The organism is Streptomyces sp. NPDC051315, from assembly GCF_044455165.1.
Taxonomy (GTDB): Bacteria; Actinomycetota; Actinomycetes; order Streptomycetales; family Streptomycetaceae; genus Streptomyces.
Genome location: NZ_JBITEN010000004.1, coordinates 64,973 through 91,351, shown reverse-complemented (window position 1 = coordinate 91,351; position 26,379 = coordinate 64,973). Strand labels below are relative to the sequence as shown.

Sequence of the window (26,379 nt, the reverse complement as noted above, 5' to 3'; positions counted from 1 at the left end):
GTGGACCTGCACTTCGGCGACAGCAAACCGACGGACGACGAACGGGCGGCCGTCGACGCCCTGCTCGGTCCCCCGCAGTCCGCCTGGGAGGGCGCCGACCGCACCGACGCGGACCTGCGGTGGGCGCGTGGCGGACGGGAGGCCCGAGACCGGCGCGACCTGCTGCTGCCGGGACTGCACGCCGTCAACGACCGGGTCGGCTGGATCAGTGAGGGCGCCCTCGACTACCTGTGCCGCCGCCTGACCGTGCCGCCGGCGGAGGCCTACGGGGTCGCCACCTTCTACGCGATGTTCTCCGTCAGGCCCCGCCCGTCGACCGTCCTGCACGTGTGCACGGACCTCGCGTGCGCGGCCGCCGGCGCGCAGGAGCTGTGCGCCGGCGTCGAGGCCGGCCTCGGCCCCGGCGTCCACGTCGAGCGCGGCCCCTGCCTGGGCCTGTGCGAACGCGCCCCGGCCGCCCTCGCGATCAGGGCGGGCGACCCGGTGCGTACGGCGGTGTCGGCGCCGGCGACCGTACGCGAGGCCGTGCTCGCCGCGACCGCGCCGGACTCCGCGCCGGAGGAACCGCCCGCGGTGTCGGCGGTCCCGCAGGCCGGCGACGACGGCCTCGTCCTGTTGCGCCGCGTCGGTGTCGTGGACCCGGCGTCCCTCGACGACTACCGGGCCCACGGCGGCTACACCGCGCTGCGCCGCGCCTTCGCGCTCGGTCCCGCCGGTGTCATCCGCGAGGTCACCGACTCCGGGCTGCTCGGGCGCGGCGGCGCCGCCTTCCCCACCGGCCGCAAGTGGCAGGCCACGGCGTCCCAGCCCGACCGTCCGCACTATCTGGTGTGCAACGCCGACGAGTCCGAGCCGGGCACCTTCAAGGACCGCGTGCTGATGGAGGGCGACCCGTACGCCCTGGTCGAGGCGATGACGATCGCCGCGTACGCGGTCGGCGCGCACCGGGGCTACCTGTATCTGCGCGGCGAGTACCCGCGGGCCCTGCACCGCATGCACCACGCCGTCGACCGGGCGCGGGCCCGTGGTCTGCTCGGCGACGACATCCTCGGCCAGGGCTACTCCTTCGACATCGAGATCCGCCGGGGCGCGGGCGCCTACATCTGCGGCGAGGAGACGGCCCTGTTCAACTCCATCGAGGGCTACCGGGGCGAGCCCCGCTCGAAGCCGCCGTTCCCGGTGGAGAAGGGCCTGTTCGGCAGGCCGACGGTCGAGAACAACGTGGAGACGCTGGTCAACGTGCTGCCGATCCTGACCATGGGGGCGCCGGCGTACGCGGCGGTCGGCACGGGCGGGTCCACCGGTCCGAAGCTGTTCTGCGTGTCGGGCAGCGTGGAGCGGCCCGGTGTCTACGAGCTGCCGTTCGGGACGACGCTGGGCGAGCTCCTCGCCCGGGCCGGGGTGCGCGGCCGGCTGCGCGCGGTGCTGCTCGGCGGGGCGGCCGGTGGCTTCGTACGGCCCGACGAGACGGACATCCCCCTCACCTTCGAGGGCACGCGGGCGGCCGGCACGACGCTCGGCTCGGGGGTCGTGATGGCCTTCGACGACACCGTTCCGCTGCCTCGGCTCCTGCTGCGCATCGCCGAGTTCTTCCGTGACGAGTCGTGCGGCCAGTGCGTGCCGTGCCGGGTCGGAACCGTCCGCCAGGAGGAGGCGCTGCGCCGGATCACGGACCGGACGGGCGCGGCCGCCGCCGACGACATCGCCCTGCTCAGGGAGGTCGGGCGGGCGATGCGGGACGCCTCGATCTGCGGTCTGGGGCAGACCGCGTGGAACGCCGTGGAATCCGCCATCGACCGCTTGGGGGCGTACGAATGACCGTGACACCGCTGGGAATCCCCCGTCGGCTGCTGGAGTTCACCCTCGACGGCGAGCCGGTCCGCGCGCCGGAGGGCTCGACCGTACTCGACGCGTGCCGGGCGGCGGGCAAGGACGTGCCGACGCTGTGCCACGGGGACACGCTCACCCCGAAGAACGCCTGCCGTGTCTGCGTCGTGGAGGTCGAGGGCTCACGCACACTCGTACCGGCCTGCTCCCGCCGGGCGGAACCCGGCATGGAGGTGCGTACCGACACCGAACGCGTCCGGCACAGCCGCAAGATCGTCCTCGAGCTTCTGGCGTCCTCGGTCGATCTCTCCACGACACCATTGGTTGCGGAATGGCTCAAGGAGTACGAGGCGAAGCCGGACCGCTTCGGCCCCGACGCGGCCCGCCTGAACGAGCGGCCCAGGCTCGACAACGACCTGTACGTCCGCGACTACGACAAGTGCGTCCTGTGCTACAAGTGCGTCGACGCCTGTGGCGACCAGTGGCAGAACACCTTCGCGATCTCCGTGGTGGGACGCGGTTTCGACGCCCGGATCGCCGTCGAGCACGACGCCCCGCTGACCGACTCGGCGTGCGTCTACTGCGGCAACTGCATCGAGGTGTGTCCGACGGGGGCGCTGTCGTTCAGGTCGGAGTTCGACCGGCGGGCGGCGGGCACGTGGGACGAGTCGGCGCAGACACGGACGACGACGGTGTGCGCGTACTGCGGTGTGGGCTGCGCCCTCACGCTCCACGTGCAGGACAATGAGATCGTGAAGGTCACCTCGCCGCACGACAACCCGGTGACCCACGGCAACCTCTGCATCAAGGGCCGCTTCGGCTACCAGCACGTACAGAACCGGGGCTGATCACGACATGGGACGAGTCACCGAACGACGCAAGGTGCTCCGCATACGCGACGGGGTCGTCTCCAGCCGGCCGGACACGCTCGTGGCCGAGGAGCCGCTGGAGATCCGGCTCAACGGCAGACCGCTCGCCATCACCATGCGCACGCCCGGTGACGACTTCGCGCTGGCCGCCGGCTTCCTGGTCAGCGAGGGGGTACTGGCCGCCGCATCCGATCTGCTGAACATCGTCTACTGCGCCGGGGCGACAGCGGACGGATCGAACACCTACAACGTGGTCGACGTGAAGACCGCCCCCGGCGTCACGATCCCCGACATCACCCTCGAGCGGAACGTCTACACCACGTCCTCCTGCGGCCTGTGCGGCAAGGCGAGCCTGGACGCGGTCCGTACGACGGCCCGCTGGCCCATCGCCGACACTCCCCCGGTGCGGGTCGAACCGGAGCTGCTCGCGGATCTCCCCGACCGGCTGCGGGCGGCCCAGCGGGTCTTCGACCGGACCGGGGGCCTGCACGCGGCGGCCCTGTTCTCCGAGGACGGCGAACTGCTGGACGTCCGGGAGGACGTCGGCCGGCACAACGCGGTCGACAAGCTGGTCGGGCGGGCCCTGCAGAACGGGGAGCTGCCCCTGTCCCGCTCGATTCTGCTGGTGTCGGGCCGGGCCTCGTTCGAGCTGGCGCAGAAGGCCGTGATGGCGGGCATCCCGGTGCTCGCGGCCGTCTCGGCGCCCTCGTCGCTGGCGGTGGACCTGGCCGCGGAGACCGGACTGACCCTGGTGGGCTTTTTGCGGGGCAGTTCCATGAACGTGTACGCGGGTGAGGACCGCATCGCCCTGCGGACCGCGACCGCCCGGGGCTGAGGCGGCTGCCCGCGGCACGGCGGCGGGGCCCCGACCGGCGGGGAGCGCCCCCTGCGCCGCAGGGGCCCCGTCTCAGCCCTCCGCTCGCCCTGCCACGAACCGCACCTCGTCGGTCCGCACGACCGTGCCCAGCCGGGGGAAGTCGAGCCGCACCGACGCCTCGTGCTCGGCGCCGGTGAGCGCGGCCATCGCGTCCTCGACGAAGACGAGGTCGTAGCCGAGGTCCCCGGCGGCGCGGGCGGTGGACTCGACGCCGAGGTTGGTGGCGATGCCGCCGAACACCAGGGTGGTCACGCCGTGTCGGCGCAGGCGGTCGTCCAGGCCCGTCCCTTGGAAAGCGCCGATGGTCCGCTTGACGATCTCGACGTCGCCGTCGCGCGCCAGCCCGTCGGCCAGACCGCTGCCGGGCGGCTGCTCGGCGACGCCGGGCCGTTCGACGCGGACGAGCACGACGAGGGCCCCGGCCGCGCGGAACGCGGCTGCCAGCTCCTCGGCGGCAGTCAGCACTTCGGCGCCCTTGCGGGGCTCCAGGGGCAGCGCGACGATGCGGTCCATCAGATCGATGAGGACGAGTGCGGTGCGCGCCGGGTCCAGCGCGAGGGGTGCGGTCATGACGGAACGTTATCCCCCGCCAGCCGTCCGTACCGGAAATCCGGCTCGACCATTTCGTGAACCGGCCGCGTTCGGCGGAGGCCGGCGGGCCCCGCGCCGCCGGGCTCAGCGCGACCGGGGCCCCGTGTCGACCGCGGTTCGGGACGCTGCGGCGGACCCCGGCGTGGTGGCGGGCTCCGCTTGCGGGTCGCGCGAGCGGCGCTTGGCGATGACCGCGCACACCATGAGCTGCATCTGGTGGAAGAGCATCAGCGGCAGCACCGCCAGGGAGGCGTGCGCGCCGAACAGGACGCTCGCCATCGGCAGGCCGGCGGCCAGGGACTTCTTGGAGCCGGCGAACTGGATGGCGATCCGGTCCTCCCGGTCGAAGCGCAGCGCCTTGGCTCCGTACCAGGTCAGCGCGAGCATCACGGCGAGCAGCACGGCCTCCACGACCAGCAGTCCGGCGAGCCGGGCGGGGCTGACCTGGTGCCAGATGCCCTGGACCATGCCCTCGCTGAACGCGGTGTAGACGACGAGGAGGATCGAGCCCCGGTCGACGTAGCCGAGGGCCTTCTTGTGGCGGGTGACGAAGCCGCCGATCCAGCGGCGCAGCAGTTGCCCGGCGACGAACGGCACGAGCAGCTGCAGCACGATCTCGACCAGGGAGTCCGCGGAGAACCCGCCGCCGGTGCTGCCCAGGAGGGTGGCCGCGAGCAGCGGGGTGACGACGATGCCGACGAGGGAGGAGAAGGAGCCGGCGCAGATGGCGGCGGGCACGTTGCCGCGGGCCATCGAGGTGAAGGTGATCGAGGACTGGATGGTGGAGGGGACGAGGGTGAGGAACAGAAGTCCCTGGTAGAGCGGCTCGGTGAGGAACACCGGGACGAGGCCCCGGGCGGCCAGCCCGAGCAGCGGGAAGATCACGAAGGTGCAGGCGAGGACGGTGACGTGCAGCCGCCAGTGCTTCAGTCCGTCCAGCGCCTCACGGGTGGACAGGCGGGCGCCGTAGAGGAAGAAGAGGAAGGCGATCGCGGCGGTGGAGGCGCCGGAGGCCACGTCGGCGGCGTCGCCGCGCGCCGGGAGGAGTGCCGCGAGGCCCACCGTCCCGAGCAGCAGCAGGATGTAGGGGTCGATCGGCAGCCGGCCGGGCCAACGCAGGCGTTTCACGGTGCTCCACTTGCTCTTCGGGTGCGTCACCTGCTCGGGTGCGCTCGGTCTCGTTCACGGTGCGCGGGCCCGCAGGGCCCCCCTCCATCGTCCCCCTCGTCCCCGTGATCGGGAATCCGTCATACTGCTCTGACTGTCATCACAGGCCGCGATAACCGGGTACGGTGGCCGGTATGTACGACCCCTCCCACCTGCGCACTTTCCTGGCGGTGGCCCAGACGCTCAGTTTCACCCAGGCCGCCCGGCGGCTCGGGCTGCGGCAGTCCACGGTCAGTCAGCACGTACGGCGTCTGGAGGACGCGGCCGGGCGGACGCTGTTCTCCCGGGACACGCACTCGGTGGAGCTGACGGAGGACGGCGAGGCGATGCTCGGGTTCGCGCGCCGCATCCTGGAGGTCCATGAGCAGGCGGCGGCGTTCTTCACGGGCACCCGGCTGCGCGGCCGGCTGCGGTTCGGCGCCTCGGAGGACTTCGTGCTGACCCGGCTGCCGGAGATCCTGGAGGGCTTCCGCCACGACCACCCCGAGGTCGATCTCGAGCTGACGGTGGAGCTGTCCGGGACACTGCACGAGCAGCTCGCGTCCGGAAAGCTGGACCTGGTGCTGGCCAAGCGGCGTCCGGAGGATCCACGCGGTGAGCTGGTCTGGCACGACGAGCTGGTGTGGATCGGCGCGGAACGGCTGCGCCCCGACCCCGAGCGCCCGGTCCCGCTCATCGTCTACCCGCCGCCCGGCATCACCCGGGCCCTCGCCATGGAGGCGCTGGAGCGGCAGGGGCGGGCGTGGCGGATCGTGTGCACGAGCGGCAGCCTCAGCGGGCTGGTCGCGGCGGCCCGGGCCGGCCTGGGCGTGATGGCGCACTCGCGCGGGCTGATCCCGCCCGGTCTGGTCCGTGTCCCCGACCGGTGGGGCCTGCCGGAGCTGGGCCGGGTGGACTTCGTCCTCGTGCACGGCCGGCGCCGCACGTCCGCCCAGGGCGCGGCGGACGCGCTGGCCGCGGCGATCCTGGCGGGAGGCGACCGGCTGCACCGCCGCGGGACACGCCCACGCCCCACCGCGTCGGCCGGGCCCGACGGCCCGGCCGCCGCCATGTGAGCCGATCCGCCGGCCCCGCCGCCGCGACGTCGGTCCGCCGGCCCCCGCGCCGCCGCACCGCCGCGACGGCGGCCGCGATACCGCGCTGCCGGGCGGTACCGGACGCGGGCTGCGGACCGTACGGCGCGGGGGCCCTGATGGGTGGCGACAGGTGACGGGGCGCCGTAACGGAATGCGCGGCGGCGGCGCTGTCCGTAGGGAGGCCGCGGACGTGCGGCCGGCCCGCCGCATCGGGGAACGTGACGCCCGCGCGGGGGGGCGCCCGGGTGCCCGGAGCTCCGGCCGGGCGGGCGGGGCCGCGCCGCGTGAGCGGAGCGCGCAGATTCGGTGGAGATTACGGCACCGAAACTTACTCATCCGTCAGTTTCCTGTCCGACCCTTCCGCATGTGCGCGCATTTTGCGTCCCTGACCAGCCCGGACGAGAGCATCGCTCGCTTTCCGGCCCCCTCCCGCCCCGTCCGGGCGTGGGGTAGCTTTCACGGCGCTGTGGGGCCACGAGAAGCGGGGTGCGGGGTTTGCGCGAGTTCACCAACCCTCCGTTGGCGTTGGCACCGCCGGTGGGCGGGCTGGCCGACGTCGTCTTCCAGCACGCCCGGGACGACCCCCGGTACGTCGCCCTCGGGCGCAAGGACGAGCAGGGCGAGTGGCGGGACGTGACGGCCGCCGAGTTCCGCGACGAGGTCCTCGCCCTCGCCAAGGGCCTGCTCGCCCAGGGCGTCCGCTTCGGTGACCGCGTCGCGATCATGTCCCGCACCCGCTACGAGTGGACCCTCTTCGACTTCGCCCTGTGGACCATCGGCGCCCAGGTGGTGCCCGTCTACCCGACCTCCTCGGCCGAACAGTGCTGCTGGATGCTGTACGACGCGGAGGTCACGGCCGCCGTCGTGGAGCACGAGGACCACGCGATGACGATCGCCACCGTCATCGACCGCCTCCCGCGGCTGCGGCGTCTGTGGCAGCTGGACGCCGGGTGCGTGCAGGAGCTGTACGACGCGGGCGCCTCCATCGAGGACGACGTGGTGCACCGACACCGGGAGGCCGTCACGCCCGACTCGGTCGCCACGATCATCTACACCTCCGGTACGACCGGCCGGCCCAAGGGCTGCCTCATCTCGCACGGCAACTTCATGTTCGAGGCGGACACCGTCATCGAGCGCTGGGAACCGGTCTTCCACTCCCAGAAGGGCGACGAGGCGGCGACGCTGCTGTTCCTGCCGCTCGCGCACGTCTTCGGGCGGATGGTGCAGATCGCCGCGATCCGCGGCAGGGTCCGCTTCGGCCACCAGCCCCAGCTGCAGGCGGCCGCCCTGCTGCCCGACCTGGCCGCGTTCCGGCCGACGTTCTTCCTGGCCGTGCCGTACATCTTCGAGAAGGTCTTCAACGCCGCCCGCCGCAAGGCCGAGCGGGAGGGCAGGGCGGGGCCGTTCGAGAAGGCCGTCGAGGTGGCCGTGAACTACGCGGAGGCGGTGGAGGCCAAGGCCTGGGGCACCGGGCCCGGTCCCTCGGCGGGACTGCGCATGCAGCACCAGCTGTTCGACAAGCTCGTCTACTCCAAGGTGCGCGCCGCGATGGGCGGCCGGGTGCGGCACGCCATGTCCGGAGGCTCCGCGATGGACCGCAGGCTCGGCCTGTTCTTCGCCGGCGCCGGGGTGCAGATCTACGAGGGCTACGGCCTGACGGAGTCGACGGCGGCCGCGACCGCGAACCCTCCCGGCCGCACCCGCTACGGCACCGTGGGCCAGGCCATCCCGGGCATGACCGTGCACATCGCGGACGACGGCGAGATCTGGCTGCGCGGCGACAACGTCTTCCAGGGCTACCTCAACAACCCCAAGGCCACCGACGAGACACTGCACGACGGCTGGCTGGCCACCGGTGACCTCGGCTCCCTCGACGAGGACGGCTACCTCACCATCACCGGCCGCAAGAAGGAGATCCTCGTCACGTCCGGCGGCAAGAGCGTTTCGCCCGGTCTGCTGGAGGAACGCGTGCGGGACCACCCGCTGGTGAACCAGTGCATCGTGGTCGGCAACGACCGGCCGTTCGTCGCCGCGCTGGTCACCCTCGACCAGGAGGCGGTCGACCACTGGCTGCAGATGCGCCGGAAACCGCGGCTGACCCCGGCCGAACTGGTGCGCGATCCCGATCTGGAGGCGGAGGTGCGCCGGGCCGTGGTCGCCGCGAACACGCTGGTGTCGCAGGCGGAGTCGATCCGCACCTTCCGTATCCTCGCCCAGCCCTTCACCGAGGAGCACGGCCTGCTCACCCCGTCGCTGAAGCTGAAACGCAGGGCCATCGAGAACGCCTACGCCGACGAGGTCGACGCGCTGTACCGCACGTGAGGTCACCGAGTCCGCGGGCGGGGGCCGTCCTGAGGAGTGACACGATCGTCGGCTGGGAATGCGGGGGTCAGGAATGCATTGCGCCTCGTGATCGTTGACGATGGCAGGAACACTTGACGGACAACCGAAGGATCAAGAGCTCGTGAGCAGCAAGGTTCCCCCGATCACCCTCAACAACGGCGTCGAGATGCCCCAGCTGGGCTTCGGCGTCTGGCAGGTGCCGGACGACGAGGCGGAGCAGGCGGTCACCACCGCGCTGGAGGCCGGGTACCGCAGCATCGACACAGCGGCGATCTACGGCAACGAAGAGGGCACCGGCAAGGCCATCGCCTCCGCCGGCGTGCCCCGCGAGGACATCTTCGTCACCACCAAGCTCTGGAACAGCGACCAGGGGTACGACTCGACGCTGCGCGCGTTCGACACCTCGCTCGAGAAGCTGGGCCTGGACTACGTCGACCTGTACCTCATCCACTGGCCACTGCCCGCCCGGGACACGTACGTCGACACCTACAAGGCGTTCGAGAAGCTCCTCGCGGACGGTCGTACGCGCGCCATCGGCGTCTCCAACTTCCTCCCGGAGCACCTGGAGCGGCTGATCGGCGAGACGTCGGTCATCCCGGCGGTCAACCAGATCGAGCTCCACCCGCACCTGCAGCAGCAGGCCTCGCGGGAGTTCCACGCGGAGCAGGGCATCGCCACCGAGGCCTGGTCCCCGCTGGGCCAGGGCAAGGGTCTGCTGGAGGTTCCGGCGATCGTCGCCATCGCCCGCAAGCACGATCGCACCCCGGCCCAGGTCGTGCTGCGCTGGCACCTCCAGCTCGGCAACGTCGTCATCCCGAAGTCCGTGACGCCGTCCCGGATCAAGGAGAACATCGAGGTGTTCGACTTCAGCCTGGACACCGAGGACCTGGCCGCGATCAGCGCGCTGAACGAGGACCGGCGCATCGGTCCGGACCCGGCCGAGTTCGACCTGGGCTGAGCGTCCGCTCCCCGTCGGGGGCGCTCCCGGTCCGGGGGCGCCCCCGACGCGTCAGTTGGGCTGCCCGATGGGCCGTACGACGACCGTGTTGACGTCGACGCCCTCGGGCTGCCGGATCGCCCACACCACCGAGTCGGCGATCTGGTCGGCGGTCAGCAGGTGCCCGGGCGGCAGGCTGCCGTAACCGTCCCAGAACGGGGTCTCGACGCGGCCCGGCGCGACCAGGGTCACCCCGACGCCCCACTCGGTGACCTGACGGCGGGTGTTCTCCGCGAGCCCGGTCACCGCCCACTTCGTCGCCCCGTAGACGTTGCCCGGCGTGGGCACGAAACCGGCGACGCTGCCGACGAGCACGATCCGTCCCCGGGTCCGCCTGAGGGCGTCGACGGAGGCGCGGATGAGGAAGGCGGGACCCAGCACGTTCGTCAGGACCATGTCGGTCCAGCCGGTCGGATCGCCCTCGGCCACGGAGTCGTGGGTGGCGGTGCCGGCGTTGGCGACGACGGCGTCCAGTCGACCGTGGGCCCGGAGCGTACGGTCGACCGCCGACTGTACGCAGCCGTAGTCCGCCGTACTGCCGACGACCGTCAACAGTTCCTCCGGCTCACCGAGCTCCGCGGCGAAGGCGCGCAGCCGCTCCTCTCCGCGCCCGGTGACGGTGACCCGGTACCCGGCGTCCAGCAGCCGCCGTGCGACGGCGGCGCCGATGCCGCTGCCGCCGCCGGTGATCAGTGCGACCGGCGCCGGGGCCGCATCCGACACGGCGGGTGCCTCGGATGCGTCGGATGCGGCCGGAGAGTTGCTCATGGTGTACCCCCATCGCGTTGCGTGAACGGCACGGAGTCCACCACTTGAAGCGCTCTCCAAGTCAAGCCCGGACAGGCCGGGCCGGGGACCCTAGGCCGGCTTGACGGCCGTGTGCACGGTGTGGGCCGCCAGGACGAACACGTCCGGCCTGCGCTGCACGCCCGCCGGGTCCTGCGGGTCGAGCAGCCGGTCCAGCACGGCGCGGTCGTCGGCGTCGAGGGCGTCGCCGAACACGTCCCGCAGCCGGGAGAGGGAGGCGGTGACGTACGCGCGGGCCCGGTCGGAGACGGGGGCCGGCAGGTCGAGCAGGAAGCTGCGGGTGCGGGTGTGCCGCAGACCGGCGGCGTTCAGCAGCGCCGGCCAGTCCTCGGTCTCGTGGACGGATCCGGGCAGGTCGGCCCGCATCCGGGCGAACCACTCGGCCTCCAGCGCGTCGAGCCGCGCGTCGAGGCCCGGGCGGCCGAGCCCCAGGTCGCGCGGCAGGAACCGGGGCGGCAGACCGCCCTCCATGATCGCCAGCGTGCCGCCGGGCGCCAGCCGCTCGCCGAACGCGGCGAGCGCGGCCCGCTGGTCGCCGAGGTGGTGCAGGCTGCGGCCTGCCCACAGCAGGTCGGCCGGGTAGTCCAACTGATCGAGGATGTCGGGCAGTTCGCCGGCGAGCGTGCCGAAGCGGTCGCCGTACCCGAGGCGGGCGGCCCGGGCACGGGCCCGTTCCAGGAGCGGTTCGGAGCCGTCGACGGCCAGGACGCGGGCGCCGGGGAACGCCTCGGCGAACAGGCAGGAGACGACGCCCGGGCCGCTGCCCGCGTCGACGATCAGGCCCGGCTCGGTCACCTCCTTGCCCAGCCAGGACAGGGCCCGCTCGTACAGGGGGGTGAACAGCTCGGCCTGGGCCTCCAGGTGCGGGGCCATCTCGGCCCAGTCGATGTCGGTGCCGTGGCTGTGGCCATGTCCGTGGCCGTGGCTCTGTCGGCCGTGGGCCCCGGCCTGGTGGCCGTGAGCCCCGGCCTGGTGGCCGTGGTGTGCGTGCTGCTGGTGCGCCATGGTGGTCAGCCTCTCGTCCGGGATGCCGACAGGGTGCGCCGACGCACCGGACCGGGGCCACCGCTGTTGCCGATGCGGCAAAAACGAGGTGCGGAACGCGCACCCCGACACGCACTCCCTCCCGGCCGTCACCGGAAGCGGTGCGGGCGGAGTTCCCACCGGGACGTGCCCGGTGGGAACTCCGCCCGCGTCTCACCCGGTCAGGACAGCGGCGGGTAGGCGTTCCGCATCAGCTGCTGGAACTGGGCGGAGAACCAGTGCCCGGACAGCGGGGCGTCGGGGAGGGCGCCCGACAGGTTGTTGCCGTTGCGCGGGTTGCCGGTGTACGTCGGGTCGCACATCCGGTCGAAGCCCTTGCCCTCGTCGTTCGCGATCTCCTTGCTGGCGCCGTCGGACTCACCCGGCGGCTTCATCCACACGTACGCGTCGATCCCGGCCGCCGGGGACGCCTGCGGACGCTCGCCGAGGCCCGCGCCGGACTGGTTGCACCAGTTGCCGATGTGGATACGGCGGTCGTAGCGGCCGCCGTCGACGTAGGTGTCGACGGTGGTCGTGGCGCCCGGGCCGGCGGGCCGGGCGGTGCCGCCCCAGCCGTTGCGGGAGGTGTCGATCAGCATGCCGATGCCCGAGTTGAAGCCCGCCGTCACCAGCTGGTTGCGGAAGCCCTGGGCGAAGGAGAGCTCGTCGACGTAGCGGTTCCAGTCCACCCACTTCGACTCGCGGACCGACTTGCCGGCCACCGAGTCGTTGACGGTGAAGTTGTTCTCCTTCAGGGCGCTGTAGTTGGCCGTGTTGGTGATGAAACCGTGGACGTCGTTGACGGTGGCGCCCTCGGTGGTGGCCGCCTCCTTCATCAGGTTGGCGGAGGGGGCGAAGTTGTCGTCCCAGCCGATCCAGCCGTGGTGCCCGGCGTCGATGTAGTTGTAGACGTTAGGCACGTCACCGAGCTTGTTCAGCGCGTAGCCGACGCCCTTCTGGTAGTTGCCGTTGGCCTTCATCACGTCGCACTGCGGGGTGGCCGTGGGCCGGCTGCCGGTGTTGGTGACGAGGTTGGGCAGCGAGTCGATCTCGATCGTGGTGACGATCCGCAGCCCGGCGTACTTGGAGTCGGCGAGGATCGCGGCGATCGGGTCGATGTACTGCGTCTTGTACTTGTCGATCTCCGTCGGGCCGAGCTCGCCGTTGGAGGCGAGGGCCGAGCAGTCTCGTCCCGGCAGGTTGTAGATGACCAGCTGGACGACGAGTTCGCCGGAGCCCTTCTGGCGCAGCGCCTCGTCGAGGTGGGCGCGCAGGCCCATACCGCCGTTGACGCCGTTGATCGCGGCGATGCGGTCCAGCCAGACACCGGTGGGCTGGTTGGAGATGCGGCTGCCACCCGGTTCGGCGGCGGCCTTCGCCGACCACTCGGGGTTCACGTACACCTTGGCGCCGGCGTACGGGTTGTCGACCCTGCTGCCGGGGGTGCCGGGGTCGGTCGGGCCCGGGGTGGTGGGGCCGCCGCTGTCGACGTTGCAGGTCACGCCGTCGAGGGTGAACGTGGCCGGGACGGCGTTGGTGCCGCTGTAGGTGCCCTGGAACCCGAAGCTGACCGAACCGCCGGTCGCCAGTGCCCCGTTGTAGCCCTCGTTGGCCGCGGTGACGGCCGTACCGGACTGGGTGACCTTCGCGTTCCAGCCGCTGGTGACCTTCTGGTTCCCGGCGTACGTCCACTTCACCGCCCAGCTGGACTTGGCGGCCGAGTTGTTGGTGACGGTGACGTTGGCGGTGAAGCCGCTGCCCCAGTCGTTCTGCACCTTGTAGTCGACGGTGCAGGGCACGGCGGCGATGCCGGCGTCGCCGGGGACGACCGCGAGCGCCGTCCCGGAGGCACCGGCGACCAGCGCCAGCGCGGCGAGTATCGCTGTTCTGCTACGGCTCATGAGTGCGGGTTTCCTTCTCGTCTGCGGGTGTCGGTCGGTGCGCTTTCCTTCTGGTGTACGGGTGTCGGTCGGTGCGGGCGCCGGTCGGTGCCGGTGCCGGTCGGTGGGGGACATCCGTTCAGGGCGCGCAGGTGGTCGCGCAGCCCGATGTCGTACGCCGTGGGGGTCCCGGCGTGGTCGGAGAGGGGAGCTGGGCGGCGACCGGGGCGAGCGTGGAGTTCCGGCGGCTCGCGTCGGCGCGGGAGTTGACGTCGTGCCCGTGCCGGGCGGCGGGACGGCCCGCCGGGCCGGTCGGCCTGGGGGTCAGCCACTGTCGCAGGTCGTGCCGTCGAGCTCGAACGTCGTCGGTACGGCGTTGCTCCCCGCCCGGGTGGCGAGGAACCCGGCGCTGACGCTCGCGCCGGTGCCGTGGACGCCGTCGTGACTCTCGTTCACCGCGGTAACGGTCGTGCGGGACGGGGGACGACGTGGCGTTCCAGCCCGGTGTGACCTCACCGTGCGGGCGGACGTGGCTCCCTTGCGCCGTCACGAGGGGCAGGGCCGCGCCCGCCCCGAGGGCGACCGTGCCGGCGACGCTGGAAGTACTGAGTGCGGGGGGTGTCGCATGAGCGACTCCTTGCAGCTCGGGCACGTCGAGACGGACGCGCCGACTGATGGAATCGCTCCCACTGGTGTCAACGAAGCTAGCGCCAAGCGTCGGCAAAGAACAGGGGAGTCACTGACTTTGCCTCAACATCTGCCGTCGAATCTTTTCGACTCTTCAAGCACCTTGACCGCCCTCACCCCCATCCTCACTATGGGAGCGCTCCCACTGGTTCAAGGCTTGTTGCTCCTCCCCACATCTCCGAGCCGCAAGGAGGAACCAGCACCATGGATCCCTCACGCAGACGCCGCGCGGCGCGGCGGCTGTGGACCGCCGTCGTGGCGGCCCTCGCCCTCCCCGTGGCCTTGCTGAGCACGAGCACGACGTCGGCCCAGGCGGCCGCGCTCCAGTGCAGTGTCGACTACAAGACCAACGACTGGGGCTCCGGCTTCACCGCGGACCTCACCCTCACCAACCGCGGTACGGACCCGATCAGCGGCTGGACCCTGACGTACTCCTACGCGGGCAACCAGAAGCTGACGAACGGCTGGAACGGCAGCTGGTCGCAGTCCGGTCAGCAGATCACCGTGAAAAACGCCTCCTACAACGGGACGATCGCCGCGGGCGCGGCGGTCGGCACGGGAGCGCAGTTCACCTACAGCGGCGCCAACGCGGCCCCCACGGGCTTTTCCGTCAACGGCACCCCCTGCGTCGGCGCCCATCAGCCCCCCGTCACCGTGCTGACCAGCCCGGTGCCAGGAGCCGTCTACACGCAGGGAGACGCGGTGCCGCTCGCGGCGAGTGCCGCGGCCGCCGACAGCGCGACCATCACCAAGGTCGAGTTCTACGACGACACGACCCTGCTCGGCACGGACACCAGCGCCCCCTACACGCTGTCGGCCTCCGGGCTGACCGCGGGCAGTCATTCCCTGGTGGCGAAGGCGTACGACAGCCTGGGCGCGTCCGCGTCGTCCACGCCGGTCGGCATCACGGTCGCCTCGGGACCGGCCGTGGTGGTGTCGACCAACCAGCTCGCCGTGCAGCAGGGCAAGACGGGCACGTACGAGGTGAAGCTGTCGACCCAGCCGTCCGCCAACGTGACCGTCACCACCGCCCGCGCCAGTGGGAACACGGGCCTGACGGTGACCGGCGGCGCGTCCCTCACCTTCACCCCGTCGAACTGGAGCACCGCGCAGAAGGTGACCGTCACGGGCAACGCCACGGGCACCGGCGCGGCCACCTTCGAGTCGACGGCCACCGGCCACGCGAAGGCCTCCGTCACCGTCACCCAGATCGCCGCGTCGAAGGAGTACGACGCCCGCTTCCTGGAGCTCTACGGCAAGATCACCAACCCGGCGAACGGCTACTTCTCCCCCGAGGGCATCCCCTACCACTCGGTGGAGACGCTGATCGTCGAGGCCCCGGACCACGGCCACGAGACCACGTCGGAGGCCTACAGCTACCTTCTCTGGCTGCAGGCCATGTACGGCAAGGTCACGGGCGACTGGACCAAGTTCAACGGCGCCTGGGAGATCATGGAGAAGTACATGATCCCCACCCACGCCGACCAGCCGACGAACTCCTTCTACAACGCGTCCAAGCCGGCGACGTACGCGCCGGAGCTGGACACGCCCAACGAGTACCCGGCGAAGCTGGACGCCGCGGTGCCGGTGGGACCGGACCCGATCGCCGGTGAGCTGAAGACCGCGTACGGTACGGACGACGTCTACGGCATGCACTGGCTCCAGGACGTCGACAACGTCTACGGCTTCGGCAACTCGCCCGGCAAGTGCGAGGCCGGCCCGTCGGACACCGGCCCGTCGTACATCAACACCTTCCAGCGCGGCGCGCAGGAGTCGGTGTGGGAGACGGTACCGCAGCCGACCTGCGACGCCTTCAAGTACGGCGGCAGGAACGGGTACCTGGACCTGTTCACCGGTGACGCCTCCTACGCCAAGCAGTGGAAGTTCACCAACGCGCCGGACGCCGACGCGCGGGCCGTGCAGGCCGCGTACTGGGCGGACATCTGGGCCAAGCAGCAGGGCAAGGGCGGCGACGTCTCCGCCACGGTCGGCAAGGCCGCGAAGATGGGCGACTACCTGCGCTACGCCATGTTCGACAAGTACTTCAAGAAGGTCGGCAACTGCGTCGGTCCCTCCGCCTGCCCGGCGGGCACCGGCAAGGACTCCTCGCACTACCTGCTCTCCTGGTACTACGCCTGGGGCGGTGCCACCGACACCAGCGCCGGCTGGGCCTGGCGCATCGGCTCCAGCCACGCGCACGGCGGCTACCAGAACCCCCTGGCCGCGTACGCGCTCAGCAACTACGCCCCGCTGAAGCCGAAGTCGGCGACCGGCCAGGCGGACTGGGCCAAGTCCCTCGAGCGGCAGGTGGAGTTCTACCGCTGGCTGCAGTCCAGCGAGGGCGCCATCGCGGGCGGTGCGACCAACAGCTGGGCGGGCCGCTACGCGACCCCGCCAGCCGGGAAGTCGACGTTCTACGGCATGTACTACGACCAGCAGCCCGTCTACCACGACCCGCCGTCCAACCAGTGGTTCGGCTTCCAGGCGTGGTCGATGGAGAGGGTGGCCGAGTACTACCAGCAGACGGGGAACGCGTCCGCGAAGGCCGTCCTCGACAAGTGGGTGGACTGGGCGCTGTCCCACACCACCATCAACCCGGACGGCACCTTCCGGTTCCCCTCGACGCTCCAGTGGTCGGGCCAGCCCGACACCTGGAACCCGTCGAGCCCCGGCGCCAACACGGGACTTCACGTCACCGTCGCCGACTACACCAACGACGTCGGTGTGGCGGCCGCGTACGCCAAGACCCTGACGTACTACGCCGACCGCTCCGGTGACACCGCGGCCGCGACCACGGCCAAGGCGCTCCTCGACGGCATGTGGAGCCACCACCAGGACAGCCTGGGCATCGCCGTCCCGGAGACCCGCGCCGACTACAACCGTTTCGACGACGCGCTCTACGTCCCGAGCGGCTGGACCGGCACCATGCCGAACGGCGACGCGATCAACTCGTCGTCGACGTTCGAGTCGATCCGTTCCTTCTACGAGGACGACCCGGCCTGGTCGAAGATCGAGGCCTACCTCGCGGGCGGGGCCGCGCCGTCCTTCACGTACCACCGGTTCTGGGCCCAGGCGGACATCGCCCTGGCCATGGGCTCGTACGCGGAGCTCCTCGAATAAGCCCCCGCTAAGGCTCCGCGTACCGCGCCGGGCGGTCCCCACCCGCACAGGGGACCGCCCGGTCGTCGCGCACCCCCCACGCGTCCTGTGCCCGTCCCCCCGCACATCCCTCCCCATGGCTTCGCGAGGAAGGACCCCCACCGTGCGAAGAACCCGCATCCTCACGGCCGTCCTGGCGCTGGCCGCCGGACTGCTCGCGGGCACCCCGCCCGTACTGGCGGCCGGCGCCGGCCCGCAGACGACGGCGGCGGCAGAGTCGTACACCTGGAAGAACGCCCGGATCGACGGCGGCGGCTTCGTTCCCGGGATCGTCTTCAACCGCAAGGAGAAGAACCTCGCCTACGCGCGCACCGACATCGGCGGTGCCTACCGCTGGCAGCAGACCACCAAGACCTGGACGCCGCTGCTGGACTCGGTCGGCTGGGCGAACTGGGGGCACACCGGTGTGGTGAGCCTGGCCTCCGACCCGGTCGACCCGGACAAGGTGTTCGCGGCCGTCGGGACGTACACCAACAGCTGGGACCCGGGCAACGGTGCCGTGCTGCGTTCCTCGGACCGGGGGGCGAGCTGGCAGAAGACGGACCTGCCATTCAAACTGGGCGGCAACATGCCGGGCCGGGGCATGGGCGAGCGGCTGGCGGTGGACCCGAACCGCAACAGCGTGCTGTACCTGGGCGCGCCCAGCGGGAAGGGCCTGTGGCGGTCGACGGACTCCGGGGTGACCTGGTCGCAGGTGACGAACTTCCCCAACGTCGGCACCTACGTCCAGGATCCGAGCGACACGAGCGGCTACGCCTCCGACAACCAGGGCATCGTCTGGGTCACCTTCGACGAGTCGACGGGCACGTCGGGCAGCGCGACGAGGACGATCTACGTCGGCGTCGCGGACCAGGACAACGCGGTGTACCGCTCGACGGACGCGGGCGCGACCTGGTCGCGGCTGGCCGGGCAGCCGACGGGACACCTGGCGCACAAGGGCGTACTGGACACCGTCAACGGCCATCTGTACCTCGCCTACAGCGACAAGGGCGGCCCGTACGACGGCGGCAAGGGCCGGCTGTGGCGGTACGCGACGGCGACCGGCACCTGGACGGACATCAGCCCCGTGGCGGAGGCCGACACGTACTACGGCTTCAGCGGACTGACGGTCGACCGGCAGAAGCCGGGGACCGTGATGGCCACCGCGTACAGTTCCTGGTGGCCGGACACCCAGATCTTCCGTTCCACGGACAGCGGTGGCACGTGGACGAAGGCGTGGGACTACACGTCGTATCCCAACCGCGCGAACCGGTACACGATGGACGTGTCGTCGTCGCCGTGGCTGACCTGGGGCGCGAACCCGTCGCCGCCCGAGCAGACACCGAAGCTGGGCTGGATGACGGAGGCGCTGGAGATCGACCCGTTCGACTCCGACCGGATGATGTACGGGACGGGCGCGACGATCTACGGCACGGAGAACCTCACGAACTGGGACGCCGACACCCCGTTCACGATCAGGCCGATGGTGCAGGGCCTGGAGGAGACGGCCGTCAACGACCTCGCCTCTCCCCCGTCGGGTGCGCCGCTGCTGAGCGCGCTCGGTGACATCGGCGGGTTCCGGCACACGGATCTGACGAAGGTCCCGTCGATGATGTTCACCTCGCCGAACTTCACGTCGACGACCAGCCTGGACTACGCCGAGACCCAGCCGAACACCGTGGTGCGGGTCGGCAACCTGGACTCCGGTCCGCATGTGGCGTTCTCGACGGACAACGGCGCGAACTGGTTCGCGGGGAGCGACCCCTCGGGTGTCAGCGGCGGTGGCACGGTGGCCGCGGCCGCGGACGGCAGCCGCTTCGTGTGGAGCCCGGCGGGCACGGGAGTGCACTACGCCACCGGTTTCGGCTCGTCGTGGGCGCCGTCCAGCGGTATCCCGGCCGGCGCGATCGTGGAGTCCGACCGGGTGGACCCGAGGACGTTCTACGGCTTCAAGTCGGGCAGGTTCTACGTCAGTTCGGACGGCGGCGCGACGTTCACGGCGTCCGCGGCGACCGGTCTGCCCAGCGGTGACAGCGTGCGCTTCAAGGCGTTGCCGGGCGTCAGGGGTGACGTGTGGCTGGCGGGCGGGGCGAGCGACGGGGCGTACGGTCTGTGGCACTCGACGGACGGCGGCGCGACGTTCACCAAGCTGTCGAACGTGCAGGAGGCCGACACGATCGGCTTCGGCAAGGCGGCGTCGGGCGCCTCGTACCAGACGCTCTACACCAGCGCGAAGATCGCCGGTGTCCGCGGCATCTTCCGGTCCACGGACAAGGGCGCGACCTGGACCCGCGTCAACGACGACGCCCACCAGTGGGGCTGGACGGGTGCGGCCATCACGGGCGACCCGAGGGTCTACGGCCGGGTCTACATCGCGACCAACGGCCGCGGCGTGATCTACGGCGACACCTCCGACACCGGCGGGGGCGACGGCGGGGGCGGCGGTACGGATCCGGCACCGACCCCGACGGGCGCCTGCGCGGTGACGTACACGATCACCAACCAGTGGTCGGGCGGCTTCCAGGCGGACGTGAAGCTGGCCAACACGGGGACCGGCGCCTGGTCCGGCTGGAGCCTCGGCTGGACCTTCCCGAACGGCCAGACGATCTCGCAGGCCTGGAACGCCGAGCACACCCAGTCGGGTACGGCGGTGACGGCGAAGAACGTCGGCTGGAACGCCAACGTGGCGGCCGGCTCCGCGGTGAGCTTCGGCTTCACGGGCAGTTGGTCGGGCACGAACACGAAACCGACGGCGTTCAGGCTGGGTGACCGGACCTGCACGGTGACCTGACGCCCGCGGGCGCGTGACGGAAGAGGCGGCCTCCCTTCGGAACGGGAGGCCGCCTCCTTCTGTCAGGCCCGGCCGGGGTCCGCGCGGGTCACGGCGTGTACACCGTCGGCCGGGGGGCCGTCGGCATGCCGTTGCCGAGGAAGAAGCTGGGGTGCGGGGGCTGGTTGTACGCGGTGTTCTGCCACGCGAGGGCCGTGCGGTACATCGTGTCGTGCAGCAAGGTGGTGATCCTCGTGCTCGTCTCGACCGGCGTGGAGTAGACGCGCAGGGCCGTGTTGTTCGTCGTCGGCCAGACGACCTCCTCGCGCCAGTCGCCGAGGATGTCACCGGACAGGGACGGGGTGGCCTTGGTGCCGTTGTTGGAGTGGACGCCGGAGGCGGTCAGCAGGCGGGTGTCACCGGAGGTGCCGTACTTGTCGATGCGGGTGCCGTCGAGGAGTTCACGGACGGGGTCGGCGTCCCACCAGGACAGGAAGTTGACGCTGGACGGCTCCCGGCCCAGGGAGGCGCCGGTCGCGGAGCGCAGGGTGGTGTCGGCGGCGGACCAGGCCTCGGCGCCCGCGCTGCCGGCGTAGACGTCGGCGGCGACGCCCCGGCCGTTGTCGGCGCCGGACGCCGTCTGCCACAGGACCTGGCCCGTGCGGGCGTCCGCCATCCAGGAGCCGGGCTTGCTGGAGTCCTCGGACACCTTGAAGTACTCCAGGCCCGCGCGGGACGGGTTGAGGTCCCCGACGTGTCCCGCGTCGCCGTGGCCGAGCCTGGTCGTCCACAGGCCGTTGCCGTTGTCGTCGACGGTCATCGCGCCGTACACGATCTCGTCCTTGCCGTCGGCGTCGACGTCCGCGATCGACAGGCTGTGGTTGCCCTGGCCGTCGTAGCCCTTGCCCGCGTTGCTGGAGGAGCTGGTGTCGAAGGTCCAGCGGCGGGTGAAGGTCCCGTTCCGCCAGTCCCAGGCGGCGATCACCGTACGGGTGTAGTAGCCGCGCGCCATGATCAGCGACGGGCGGGAGCCGTCGAGGTAGGCCGTGCCCGCGAGGAAGCGGTCGACGCGGTTTCCGTAGGAGTCGCCCCACGACGAGACCGTGCCGCGGGCCGGGACGTAGTCGACGCTCTGCATCGCCTTGCCGGTCTGGCCGTTGAACATGGTCAGGTACTCGGGTCCGGACAGGACGTAGCCGCTGGAGTTGCGGTGGTCGGCGGAGGAACTGCCGATCACGGCGCCCGTGCCGTCGACCGTGCCGTCGGAGGTCTTCATGGCGACCTCGGCCTTGCCGTCGCCGTCGTAGTCGTACACCTGGAACTGCGTGTAGTGGGCGCCGGATCGGATGTTGCGGCCCAGGTCGACGCGCCACAGGCGGGTGCCGTCGAGCTTGACGCCGTCGACGATCGTGTTGCCGGTGTAGCCGGACTGCGAGTTGTCCTTGGCGTTGGTGGGCTGCCACTTGAGGACGAAGTCCAGGGCGCCGTCGCCGTCGAGGTCGCCGACGGAGGCGTCGTTCGCCTCGTAGGTGTACGCCACGCCGTCGGGGGTGGTGCCGCCGGCCGGTGGGCTGATGGGCACGTCCTTGTAGCCGGTGCGGAGTTGGACCGCGTGGACGGAGTCGGCCTGTTCGACGCCGCCGACGATCGCGCGGACCGTGTAGTCGGCCTGGGCGGGGGCGCCGGAGTGGAAGAAGTTCGTGCTGCCGGTGATCGGGGTGGAGTTGACCTTCGTACCGGCCCGGTAGACGTTGAAGGAGACGTCGCCCGGGTCGGTGCCGAGCCAGCGCCAGCTGACCAGGTTGCCGCTGTCGGTATGCACGCTGACGACACCCCGGTCGAGTTTCTCGACCTGGCGGGCGGTGGCCGCCGCGGCGGTGTCCGTGGAGAGCGTGGTGAGACCGGCCCCGACCAGCGCGGACACGGCGGCCGCCGCGGCCAGGAGAGCGGTCCTGCGGCGTCTGCGGTGCGTGGGCGGATGCGGGTGTGTCTGCGGGTGCGGGTGCTGCACGAGACGTACCTCCCGGGAGGACGGACGGGTTGCACCCCGTCAGTCGCCGCCCGGCGAGGGAAGGTTGCCGGGGGCGGGGCCGTACCGGTCCGCCAGTTCGGCCGCGGTCCGCGCGATGCGGGCCCGCAGTTCCGGCGGGCCGAGCACCTCGATGTCCGCGCCGAGCCGCAGGAACTCCGCGTGGGCGTGTTCGATCGACTCGATGGGGACCGTCACCGTCGTCCAGCCGTGCTCGTCCGCGCCCCCGCCGGCGTTCGCGTCCGCGCCCCCGTCGGCGTTCACGTCTGCGTCCGCGTTCACGTCTGCGTCCGCGTACGTGTCGGCGTCGGTCCTGGTCGCCCTGGGGAGGGTCACGCCGGGCGCCAGCCGTACCACCGCCTGAGCCCGGTACAGCCGCGCGTGGAAGTCGCGCTGGTACGCCCTCCAGTAGGCGGCCAGGTCGAAGTCCGCCGGGCGGTCGAACCCCTCGCCGGTGGGGGTGAGGCGGAGGATCTGGTCGACGCGGAAGGTGCGGGGGCCCGGTCCGGCGACGACGTACCAGCGGCCGGCCTTGAGGACGAGCCCGTACGGCTCGAGTCGGCGTTCCACGTCGGTGGGTGTACGCCAACGACGGTAGACGGCGTTCAGCACACGGTTGTTCCACACCGCGTCGGCGACCGTCGGCAGATACGGCGCCTCCTCCACCTCCGCGTACCAGCCCGGCGCGTCCAGATGGAAGCGCCCGCTGATCCGGTCGGTGTGTGCCCGCAGCGCGGCCGGCAGGGCGGCCCGCACCTTCAGCTGGGCGGCGGCCAGCACCGGCCCGAGCCCCAGTTGGGCGGCCGGGCCGGGGACCCCCGCCAGGAAGAGGGCCTCGGCCTCGTCGGCGGTGAGGCCGGTGAGCCGGGTGCGGTAGCCGTCCAGGAGCCGGTAGCCACCCGCGTGCCCCGCGTCGCCGTAGAGCGGGACGCCCGCCGCGCCGAGCGCCTCCACGTCCCGGTACACCGTCCGCACCGACACCTGCAGCTCCTCGGCGAGCTGAGCGGCGGTCATCCGGCCCCGGGTCTGGAGCAGCAGCAGGATCGACACCAGTCGGCTGGACTTCACTGACACAGGATGTCAGGGAAGCGGCCCTAGCGTCGCGTCATGGCCTTTTCGGAGAAACTGCTGACCGTGCCGCCGCCGATCGAGGTGGCGGGACGGCGGATCAAGCGCTACCACGTCACCGCCGACCCGGCCGGGATCGCGCCCGAGGTGGAGAAGGCGGCGTACGCGATCCTGCCGGAGCTGCTGCCGGAGCCGGACGGGACCCCGCCGGCCACGTTCGTGGTGCTCCACCGCGGCGGCGACGACGGCGCCTACCTGAACGCGTACAGCTGGGTGTGGGACAACGTCCTGCACTTCCGGGGCGCCGCGGCGGGCCAGCCGGCGCTGGGCTGCCCGGACCGCGACCCGGCCCACTTCGTCACGTACGACAAGCCGTGGATCGGCTGCGTCTGGGAGCTGCCGCCGCTCCTGCACGAGCGGGACGCGTGGGTGCGGCACCTGCTCGCACCGCGGGTGCCCGACCTGGACGCCTACGTGACCGATTCCCTGCCCGAAGGAACCACCGGAGACCGCCCGTGAGCACCGCGCACGACTTCGACTTCCTGCACGGCGACTGGCACGTCACGCACCGTCGCCGGGCCGGCTTCCTCGACCCGGACAGCCCCTGGGAGCCGGAGTTCACGAGTACGAGTCACTGCCGGCCGCTGTTCGACGGCGCGGCGAACCTCGACGAGATCGACCTCCCCCGCCTCGGCTCGAAGGGGCTGACGCTGCGGCTGTTCGACCCGTCGACCGGCCAGTGGTCGCTGCACTGGTCCTCCAGCTCGACGGGACGGTTGTTCCCGCCCGTCACCGGCGCGTTCGTGGGCGGCCGGGGCGAGTTCCACGGTGACGACACCCATGACGGCAAGGACGTGCGGGTGCGTTTCGTGTGGTCGCAGGTGTCGCAGTCCTCGGCCCGCTGGGAGCAGGCGTTCTCGGTGGACGGCGGGGACACCTGGGTGACCAACTGGACGATGCGGTTCACGCGTCCCCGGACGGCACCCCGGGTTTCCGGAACGCGCGGAGCGTGAACCAGGGGTCGGGGCGGGGCCGGTCCTGGTCGGGCAGCCGGGCCAGCCGTTCGGCGAACCGCTCGGCGAGCGGCTCGCCCGGCGGCAGGGTGACGAACCAGCCGCGCCGCAGGTCGGCGATCGTGCGGCGCGGACTGCGGCCCTGTCCCCGGCCGGGGAAGCGGGCCTGTCCGGCGGGGACGAGGCCGCACGCGGCGGCGTACGACTCCACGAGCGCCGCCTCGTCGCGGGCGGCCCGGGGAGGGCGGGAGGCGAGCACGGCGTCGATGTCGCTGCCGACGTTGTGCGCGGCGGCCTTGTCGACCGTGGTGACGTAGACGCCGCCGGGCCGCAGGACCCGGGCGCACTCGGCGACGATCCCCCGCACGTCCGCGTCGCTCTCCGCGAGGTGCAGCAGCCACACGCTGCTGACGGCGTCGAACCGGCCCGCCGGGAAGGGCAGTTGCCGGGTGTCGGCCCTGACGATGGCACCGGGCAGGCGTAGGGCGGCCTGGCGGGCCATCGCGGACGCCAGGTCGACGCCGGTCACCCGGAGTCCCTCGCGTCCGGCCGCGAGCCTGCGGGTGACGATGCCCGTGCCGCAGGCGACGTCGAGCAGGCTGCGGGCCCGGCCGGGGATCAGCCCCAGGACGGCCTCCGCGGCGGCGGCCGCGCGTGGCTCGCCGCCGCGTGAGGCGTCGTAGCGTTCGGCTTCCTTGTCGTAGTCCAGCACGCGCGTCCCCCCGTTTCCGTCCGTCCGGTCCGTGCGTCGCGTGGGTCAGTGTGCCCCGTGGCCCGGGGCCAGGTCCTCCACCCGGCGGGCCAGCTCGAAGTCGCGTTCGGTGACGGCGCCGCCCGCGCTGTGGGTGCGCACGGCGAGGGACACCGTGTGGTGGCCGAGGGTGAGGTCGGAGTGGTGGTTCAGCTCCTCCTGGACCTGTGCGACATGGACGACCAGGGCGGTCGCGGCGAAGTGGGAGGCGAGCCGGTAGGAACGGGTGAGGCGGCCGGCGTCGAGGGACCAGCCGGGCAGCTCGGCGAGCCGGTCCTCGATCTCCTTCTGCGACAGCGGTTCGACGGCCATGGACCGGCTCCTCTCCTGGGTGTCGCGTACCCGTCCAGACTGCCACAGGAGAGGCGAGGCGGCCCTGGTCGGAGCGTCCCCGGCCGGCCGGCGCGCCACGCCGGCCGGGCCGGCACCGCCACGGAGCCGTCCTCGTGCCACGCGCCGCTCCTAGGCTACGGTCGACAGCATGACGACTGTCGCGACCGGCACCCGCGCCTCCTCCCCCGCCGCCCCCTCCGCCCAGGGCGTCGGCCCGTTGCTGCGGGCATGGCGGGAACGGCGGCGGGTGAGCCAGCTGGAGCTGGCCCTGCGCGCGGACTCCTCGGCCCGGCACATCAGCTTCATCGAGACCGGCCGCTCCCGGCCCAGCGAGGAGATGGTGCTGCGGCTCGCCGAGCACCTCGAGGTCCCCGTACGTGAGCGCAACGCCCTGCTGCTGGCGGCCGGTTACGCTCCCCACTACCGCGAGACCCCGCTGGACGACCCGGCGCTGGACGCGCTGCGGGCGGGCATGGAGCGCCTGATCCAGGGGTACGAACCGTACCCCGCGCTGGTCGTGGACGCGATGTACGACGTCATGGCGGCCAACCGCGGGATCATGATGCTGCTGGACGGCGTCCCGGAGTTCCTGCTGGGTCCGCCGGTGAACGCGATGCGTCTGACGCTCCACCCGCAGGGCCTCGCGCCGCGGATCCGCAACCTGCCGGAGTGGCGGGGGCACCTGCTCGCCCAGATGGAACGGCAGATCGCCCTGTACCGCTCCACTCCGCTGCGCGAGCTGTACGACGAGGTCGCCGCCTATCCGGTGCCGGAGAACGCGCCCGCGGCCGAACCGGCGGAGCCCGTGCCGTACTTCGCGCTGCCGATGCAGATCGAGCACGAGGGGCGGACGCTGTCGTTCATCTCGTCGATCTCCACGTTCAACACGCCGATGGACGTGACCGTCGCCGAGCTGGCCATCGAGACGCTGCTCCCGGCCGACCCGGCGACGGTCAAGTACCTGCACTCCCTCAGTGGCTGACGTGACGTCAGGTCAACGAGGTGGGGTCGGTCGCTGCGGGCCGGCCGTCGGTCCGGCGGGCCGTCAGTCGCAGCGGTCCGGCGGTCCGTCGGTCCTCAGTCGCGGTGGGCCGTCAGTCTCGGCGGTTCCGTCGGACGCGGCGGGCCGTCAG

The 26,379-nt window shown here is 71.8% G+C and carries 21 protein-coding genes; 11 read left to right on the top strand and 10 right to left on the bottom strand.

What is annotated here, in order from left to right:
* The 3 genes from ACIBBD_RS09600 to fdhD are packed head-to-tail and all read left to right on the top strand — an operon-like array spanning position 1 to position 3,531.
* A complete protein-coding gene (locus ACIBBD_RS09600; protein ID WP_399418766.1) occupies positions 1-1,818 on the top strand; it encodes an NADH-ubiquinone oxidoreductase-F iron-sulfur binding region domain-containing protein in 1,818 nt (605 codons plus the stop codon).
* On the top strand, positions 1,815-2,675 hold the full coding sequence (locus ACIBBD_RS09595; protein WP_399418765.1) for a 2Fe-2S iron-sulfur cluster-binding protein: 861 nt from the start codon (positions 1,815-1,817) through the stop codon (positions 2,673-2,675). Before ACIBBD_RS09600 ends, ACIBBD_RS09595 begins: the two co-directional genes overlap by 4 nt.
* Positions 2,676-2,682: 7 nt before the next feature.
* A complete protein-coding gene (gene fdhD, locus ACIBBD_RS09590) occupies positions 2,683-3,531 on the top strand; it encodes a formate dehydrogenase accessory sulfurtransferase FdhD (protein WP_399418764.1) in 849 nt (282 codons plus the stop codon).
* Positions 3,532-3,603: 72 nt separating this feature from the next.
* On the opposite strand, the gene ACIBBD_RS09585 is transcribed toward fdhD, so the two are convergent.
* Both ACIBBD_RS09585 and ACIBBD_RS09580 read right to left on the bottom strand, forming a co-directional pair.
* A complete protein-coding gene (locus ACIBBD_RS09585) occupies positions 3,604-4,143 on the bottom strand; it encodes an isochorismatase family protein (RefSeq protein ID WP_399418763.1) in 540 nt (179 codons plus the stop codon).
* Between the two features lie 105 nt (positions 4,144-4,248).
* The gene (locus ACIBBD_RS09580; protein ID WP_399418762.1) at positions 4,249-5,292 is read right to left on the bottom strand and encodes a bile acid:sodium symporter family protein; all 1,044 of its coding nucleotides are present in this window, start codon (positions 5,290-5,292) and stop codon (positions 4,249-4,251) included.
* A gap of 173 nt (positions 5,293-5,465) precedes the next feature.
* On the opposite strand from ACIBBD_RS09580, the gene ACIBBD_RS09575 reads away from it, so the two are divergent.
* From ACIBBD_RS09575 to ACIBBD_RS09565, 3 genes are all read left to right on the top strand, one after another.
* Positions 5,466-6,386 (top strand): LysR substrate-binding domain-containing protein, encoded by a 921-nt coding sequence (locus ACIBBD_RS09575; RefSeq protein ID WP_399418761.1) that lies wholly within the window; start codon positions 5,466-5,468, stop codon positions 6,384-6,386.
* 516 nt (positions 6,387-6,902) lie between these two features.
* Positions 6,903-8,729, top strand: a complete 1,827-nt coding sequence (locus tag ACIBBD_RS09570; RefSeq protein WP_399418760.1) for an AMP-dependent synthetase/ligase — start codon at positions 6,903-6,905, stop codon at positions 8,727-8,729.
* Between the two features lie 142 nt (positions 8,730-8,871).
* On the top strand, positions 8,872-9,708 hold the full coding sequence (locus ACIBBD_RS09565; RefSeq protein ID WP_399418759.1) for an aldo/keto reductase: 837 nt from the start codon (positions 8,872-8,874) through the stop codon (positions 9,706-9,708).
* A 51-nt stretch (positions 9,709-9,759) separates the two neighbouring features.
* Here the strand turns inward: ACIBBD_RS09565 and ACIBBD_RS09560 are convergent, their stop codons facing one another.
* The 4 genes from ACIBBD_RS09560 to ACIBBD_RS09545 form a co-directional block, all read right to left on the bottom strand.
* Positions 9,760-10,515, bottom strand: a complete 756-nt coding sequence (locus tag ACIBBD_RS09560; protein ID WP_399418758.1) for an SDR family oxidoreductase — start codon at positions 10,513-10,515, stop codon at positions 9,760-9,762.
* 90 nt (positions 10,516-10,605) lie between these two features.
* Complete coding sequence (locus ACIBBD_RS09555) at positions 10,606-11,559, bottom strand: class I SAM-dependent methyltransferase (RefSeq protein WP_399418757.1); 954 nt, start codon at positions 11,557-11,559, stop codon at positions 10,606-10,608.
* Positions 11,560-11,759: 200 nt separating this feature from the next.
* Positions 11,760-13,478, bottom strand: coding sequence for a glycoside hydrolase family 6 protein (locus tag ACIBBD_RS09550; RefSeq protein ID WP_399418756.1), 1,719 nt, complete (start codon positions 13,476-13,478; stop codon positions 11,760-11,762).
* A gap of 303 nt (positions 13,479-13,781) precedes the next feature.
* Positions 13,782-13,913 carry a hypothetical protein gene (locus ACIBBD_RS09545; protein WP_399418755.1) on the bottom strand — a complete coding sequence of 44 codons (132 nt, stop codon included), beginning with the start codon at positions 13,911-13,913 and terminating at the stop codon, positions 13,782-13,784.
* 435 nt (positions 13,914-14,348) lie between these two features.
* Here ACIBBD_RS09545 and ACIBBD_RS09540 point away from each other — a divergent pair, with 435 nt between their 5' ends.
* Both ACIBBD_RS09540 and ACIBBD_RS09535 read left to right on the top strand, forming a co-directional pair.
* Positions 14,349-17,264, top strand: coding sequence for a glycoside hydrolase family 48 protein (locus tag ACIBBD_RS09540; RefSeq protein ID WP_399418754.1), 2,916 nt, complete (start codon positions 14,349-14,351; stop codon positions 17,262-17,264).
* A 142-nt stretch (positions 17,265-17,406) separates the two neighbouring features.
* Positions 17,407-20,073, top strand: coding sequence for a cellulose binding domain-containing protein (locus ACIBBD_RS09535; protein WP_399418753.1), 2,667 nt, complete (start codon positions 17,407-17,409; stop codon positions 20,071-20,073).
* A gap of 88 nt (positions 20,074-20,161) precedes the next feature.
* On the opposite strand, the gene ACIBBD_RS09530 is transcribed toward ACIBBD_RS09535, so the two are convergent.
* Both ACIBBD_RS09530 and ACIBBD_RS09525 read right to left on the bottom strand, forming a co-directional pair.
* Entirely contained in the window at positions 20,162-22,063 is a 1,902-nt protein-coding gene (locus ACIBBD_RS09530; protein WP_399418752.1) for a rhamnogalacturonan lyase, read from the bottom strand.
* Positions 22,064-22,102: 39 nt separating this feature from the next.
* Positions 22,103-23,149 (bottom strand): helix-turn-helix transcriptional regulator, encoded by a 1,047-nt coding sequence (locus tag ACIBBD_RS09525; protein WP_399418751.1) that lies wholly within the window; start codon positions 23,147-23,149, stop codon positions 22,103-22,105.
* Between the two features lie 39 nt (positions 23,150-23,188).
* On the opposite strand from ACIBBD_RS09525, the gene ACIBBD_RS09520 reads away from it, so the two are divergent.
* Positions 23,189-23,668, top strand: a complete 480-nt coding sequence (locus ACIBBD_RS09520; RefSeq protein WP_399418750.1) for a hypothetical protein — start codon at positions 23,189-23,191, stop codon at positions 23,666-23,668.
* On the top strand, positions 23,665-24,162 hold the full coding sequence (locus ACIBBD_RS09515; protein WP_399418749.1) for a hypothetical protein: 498 nt from the start codon (positions 23,665-23,667) through the stop codon (positions 24,160-24,162). The genes ACIBBD_RS09520 and ACIBBD_RS09515 overlap by 4 nt, the downstream gene beginning before the upstream one ends.
* On the opposite strand, the gene ACIBBD_RS09510 is transcribed toward ACIBBD_RS09515, so the two are convergent.
* Together ACIBBD_RS09510 and ACIBBD_RS09505 are read right to left on the bottom strand one after the other, a co-directional pair.
* Complete coding sequence (locus ACIBBD_RS09510; protein ID WP_399418748.1) at positions 24,113-24,874, bottom strand: class I SAM-dependent methyltransferase; 762 nt, start codon at positions 24,872-24,874, stop codon at positions 24,113-24,115. The genes ACIBBD_RS09515 and ACIBBD_RS09510 overlap by 50 nt on opposite strands.
* 45 nt (positions 24,875-24,919) lie before the next feature.
* Positions 24,920-25,225, bottom strand: coding sequence for a 4a-hydroxytetrahydrobiopterin dehydratase (locus ACIBBD_RS09505; RefSeq protein ID WP_399418747.1), 306 nt, complete (start codon positions 25,223-25,225; stop codon positions 24,920-24,922).
* A gap of 169 nt (positions 25,226-25,394) precedes the next feature.
* Here ACIBBD_RS09505 and ACIBBD_RS09500 point away from each other — a divergent pair, with 169 nt between their 5' ends.
* On the top strand, positions 25,395-26,228 hold the full coding sequence (locus tag ACIBBD_RS09500) for a helix-turn-helix domain-containing protein (RefSeq protein ID WP_399418746.1): 834 nt from the start codon (positions 25,395-25,397) through the stop codon (positions 26,226-26,228).
* Positions 26,229-26,379: the final 151 nt, after the last annotated feature.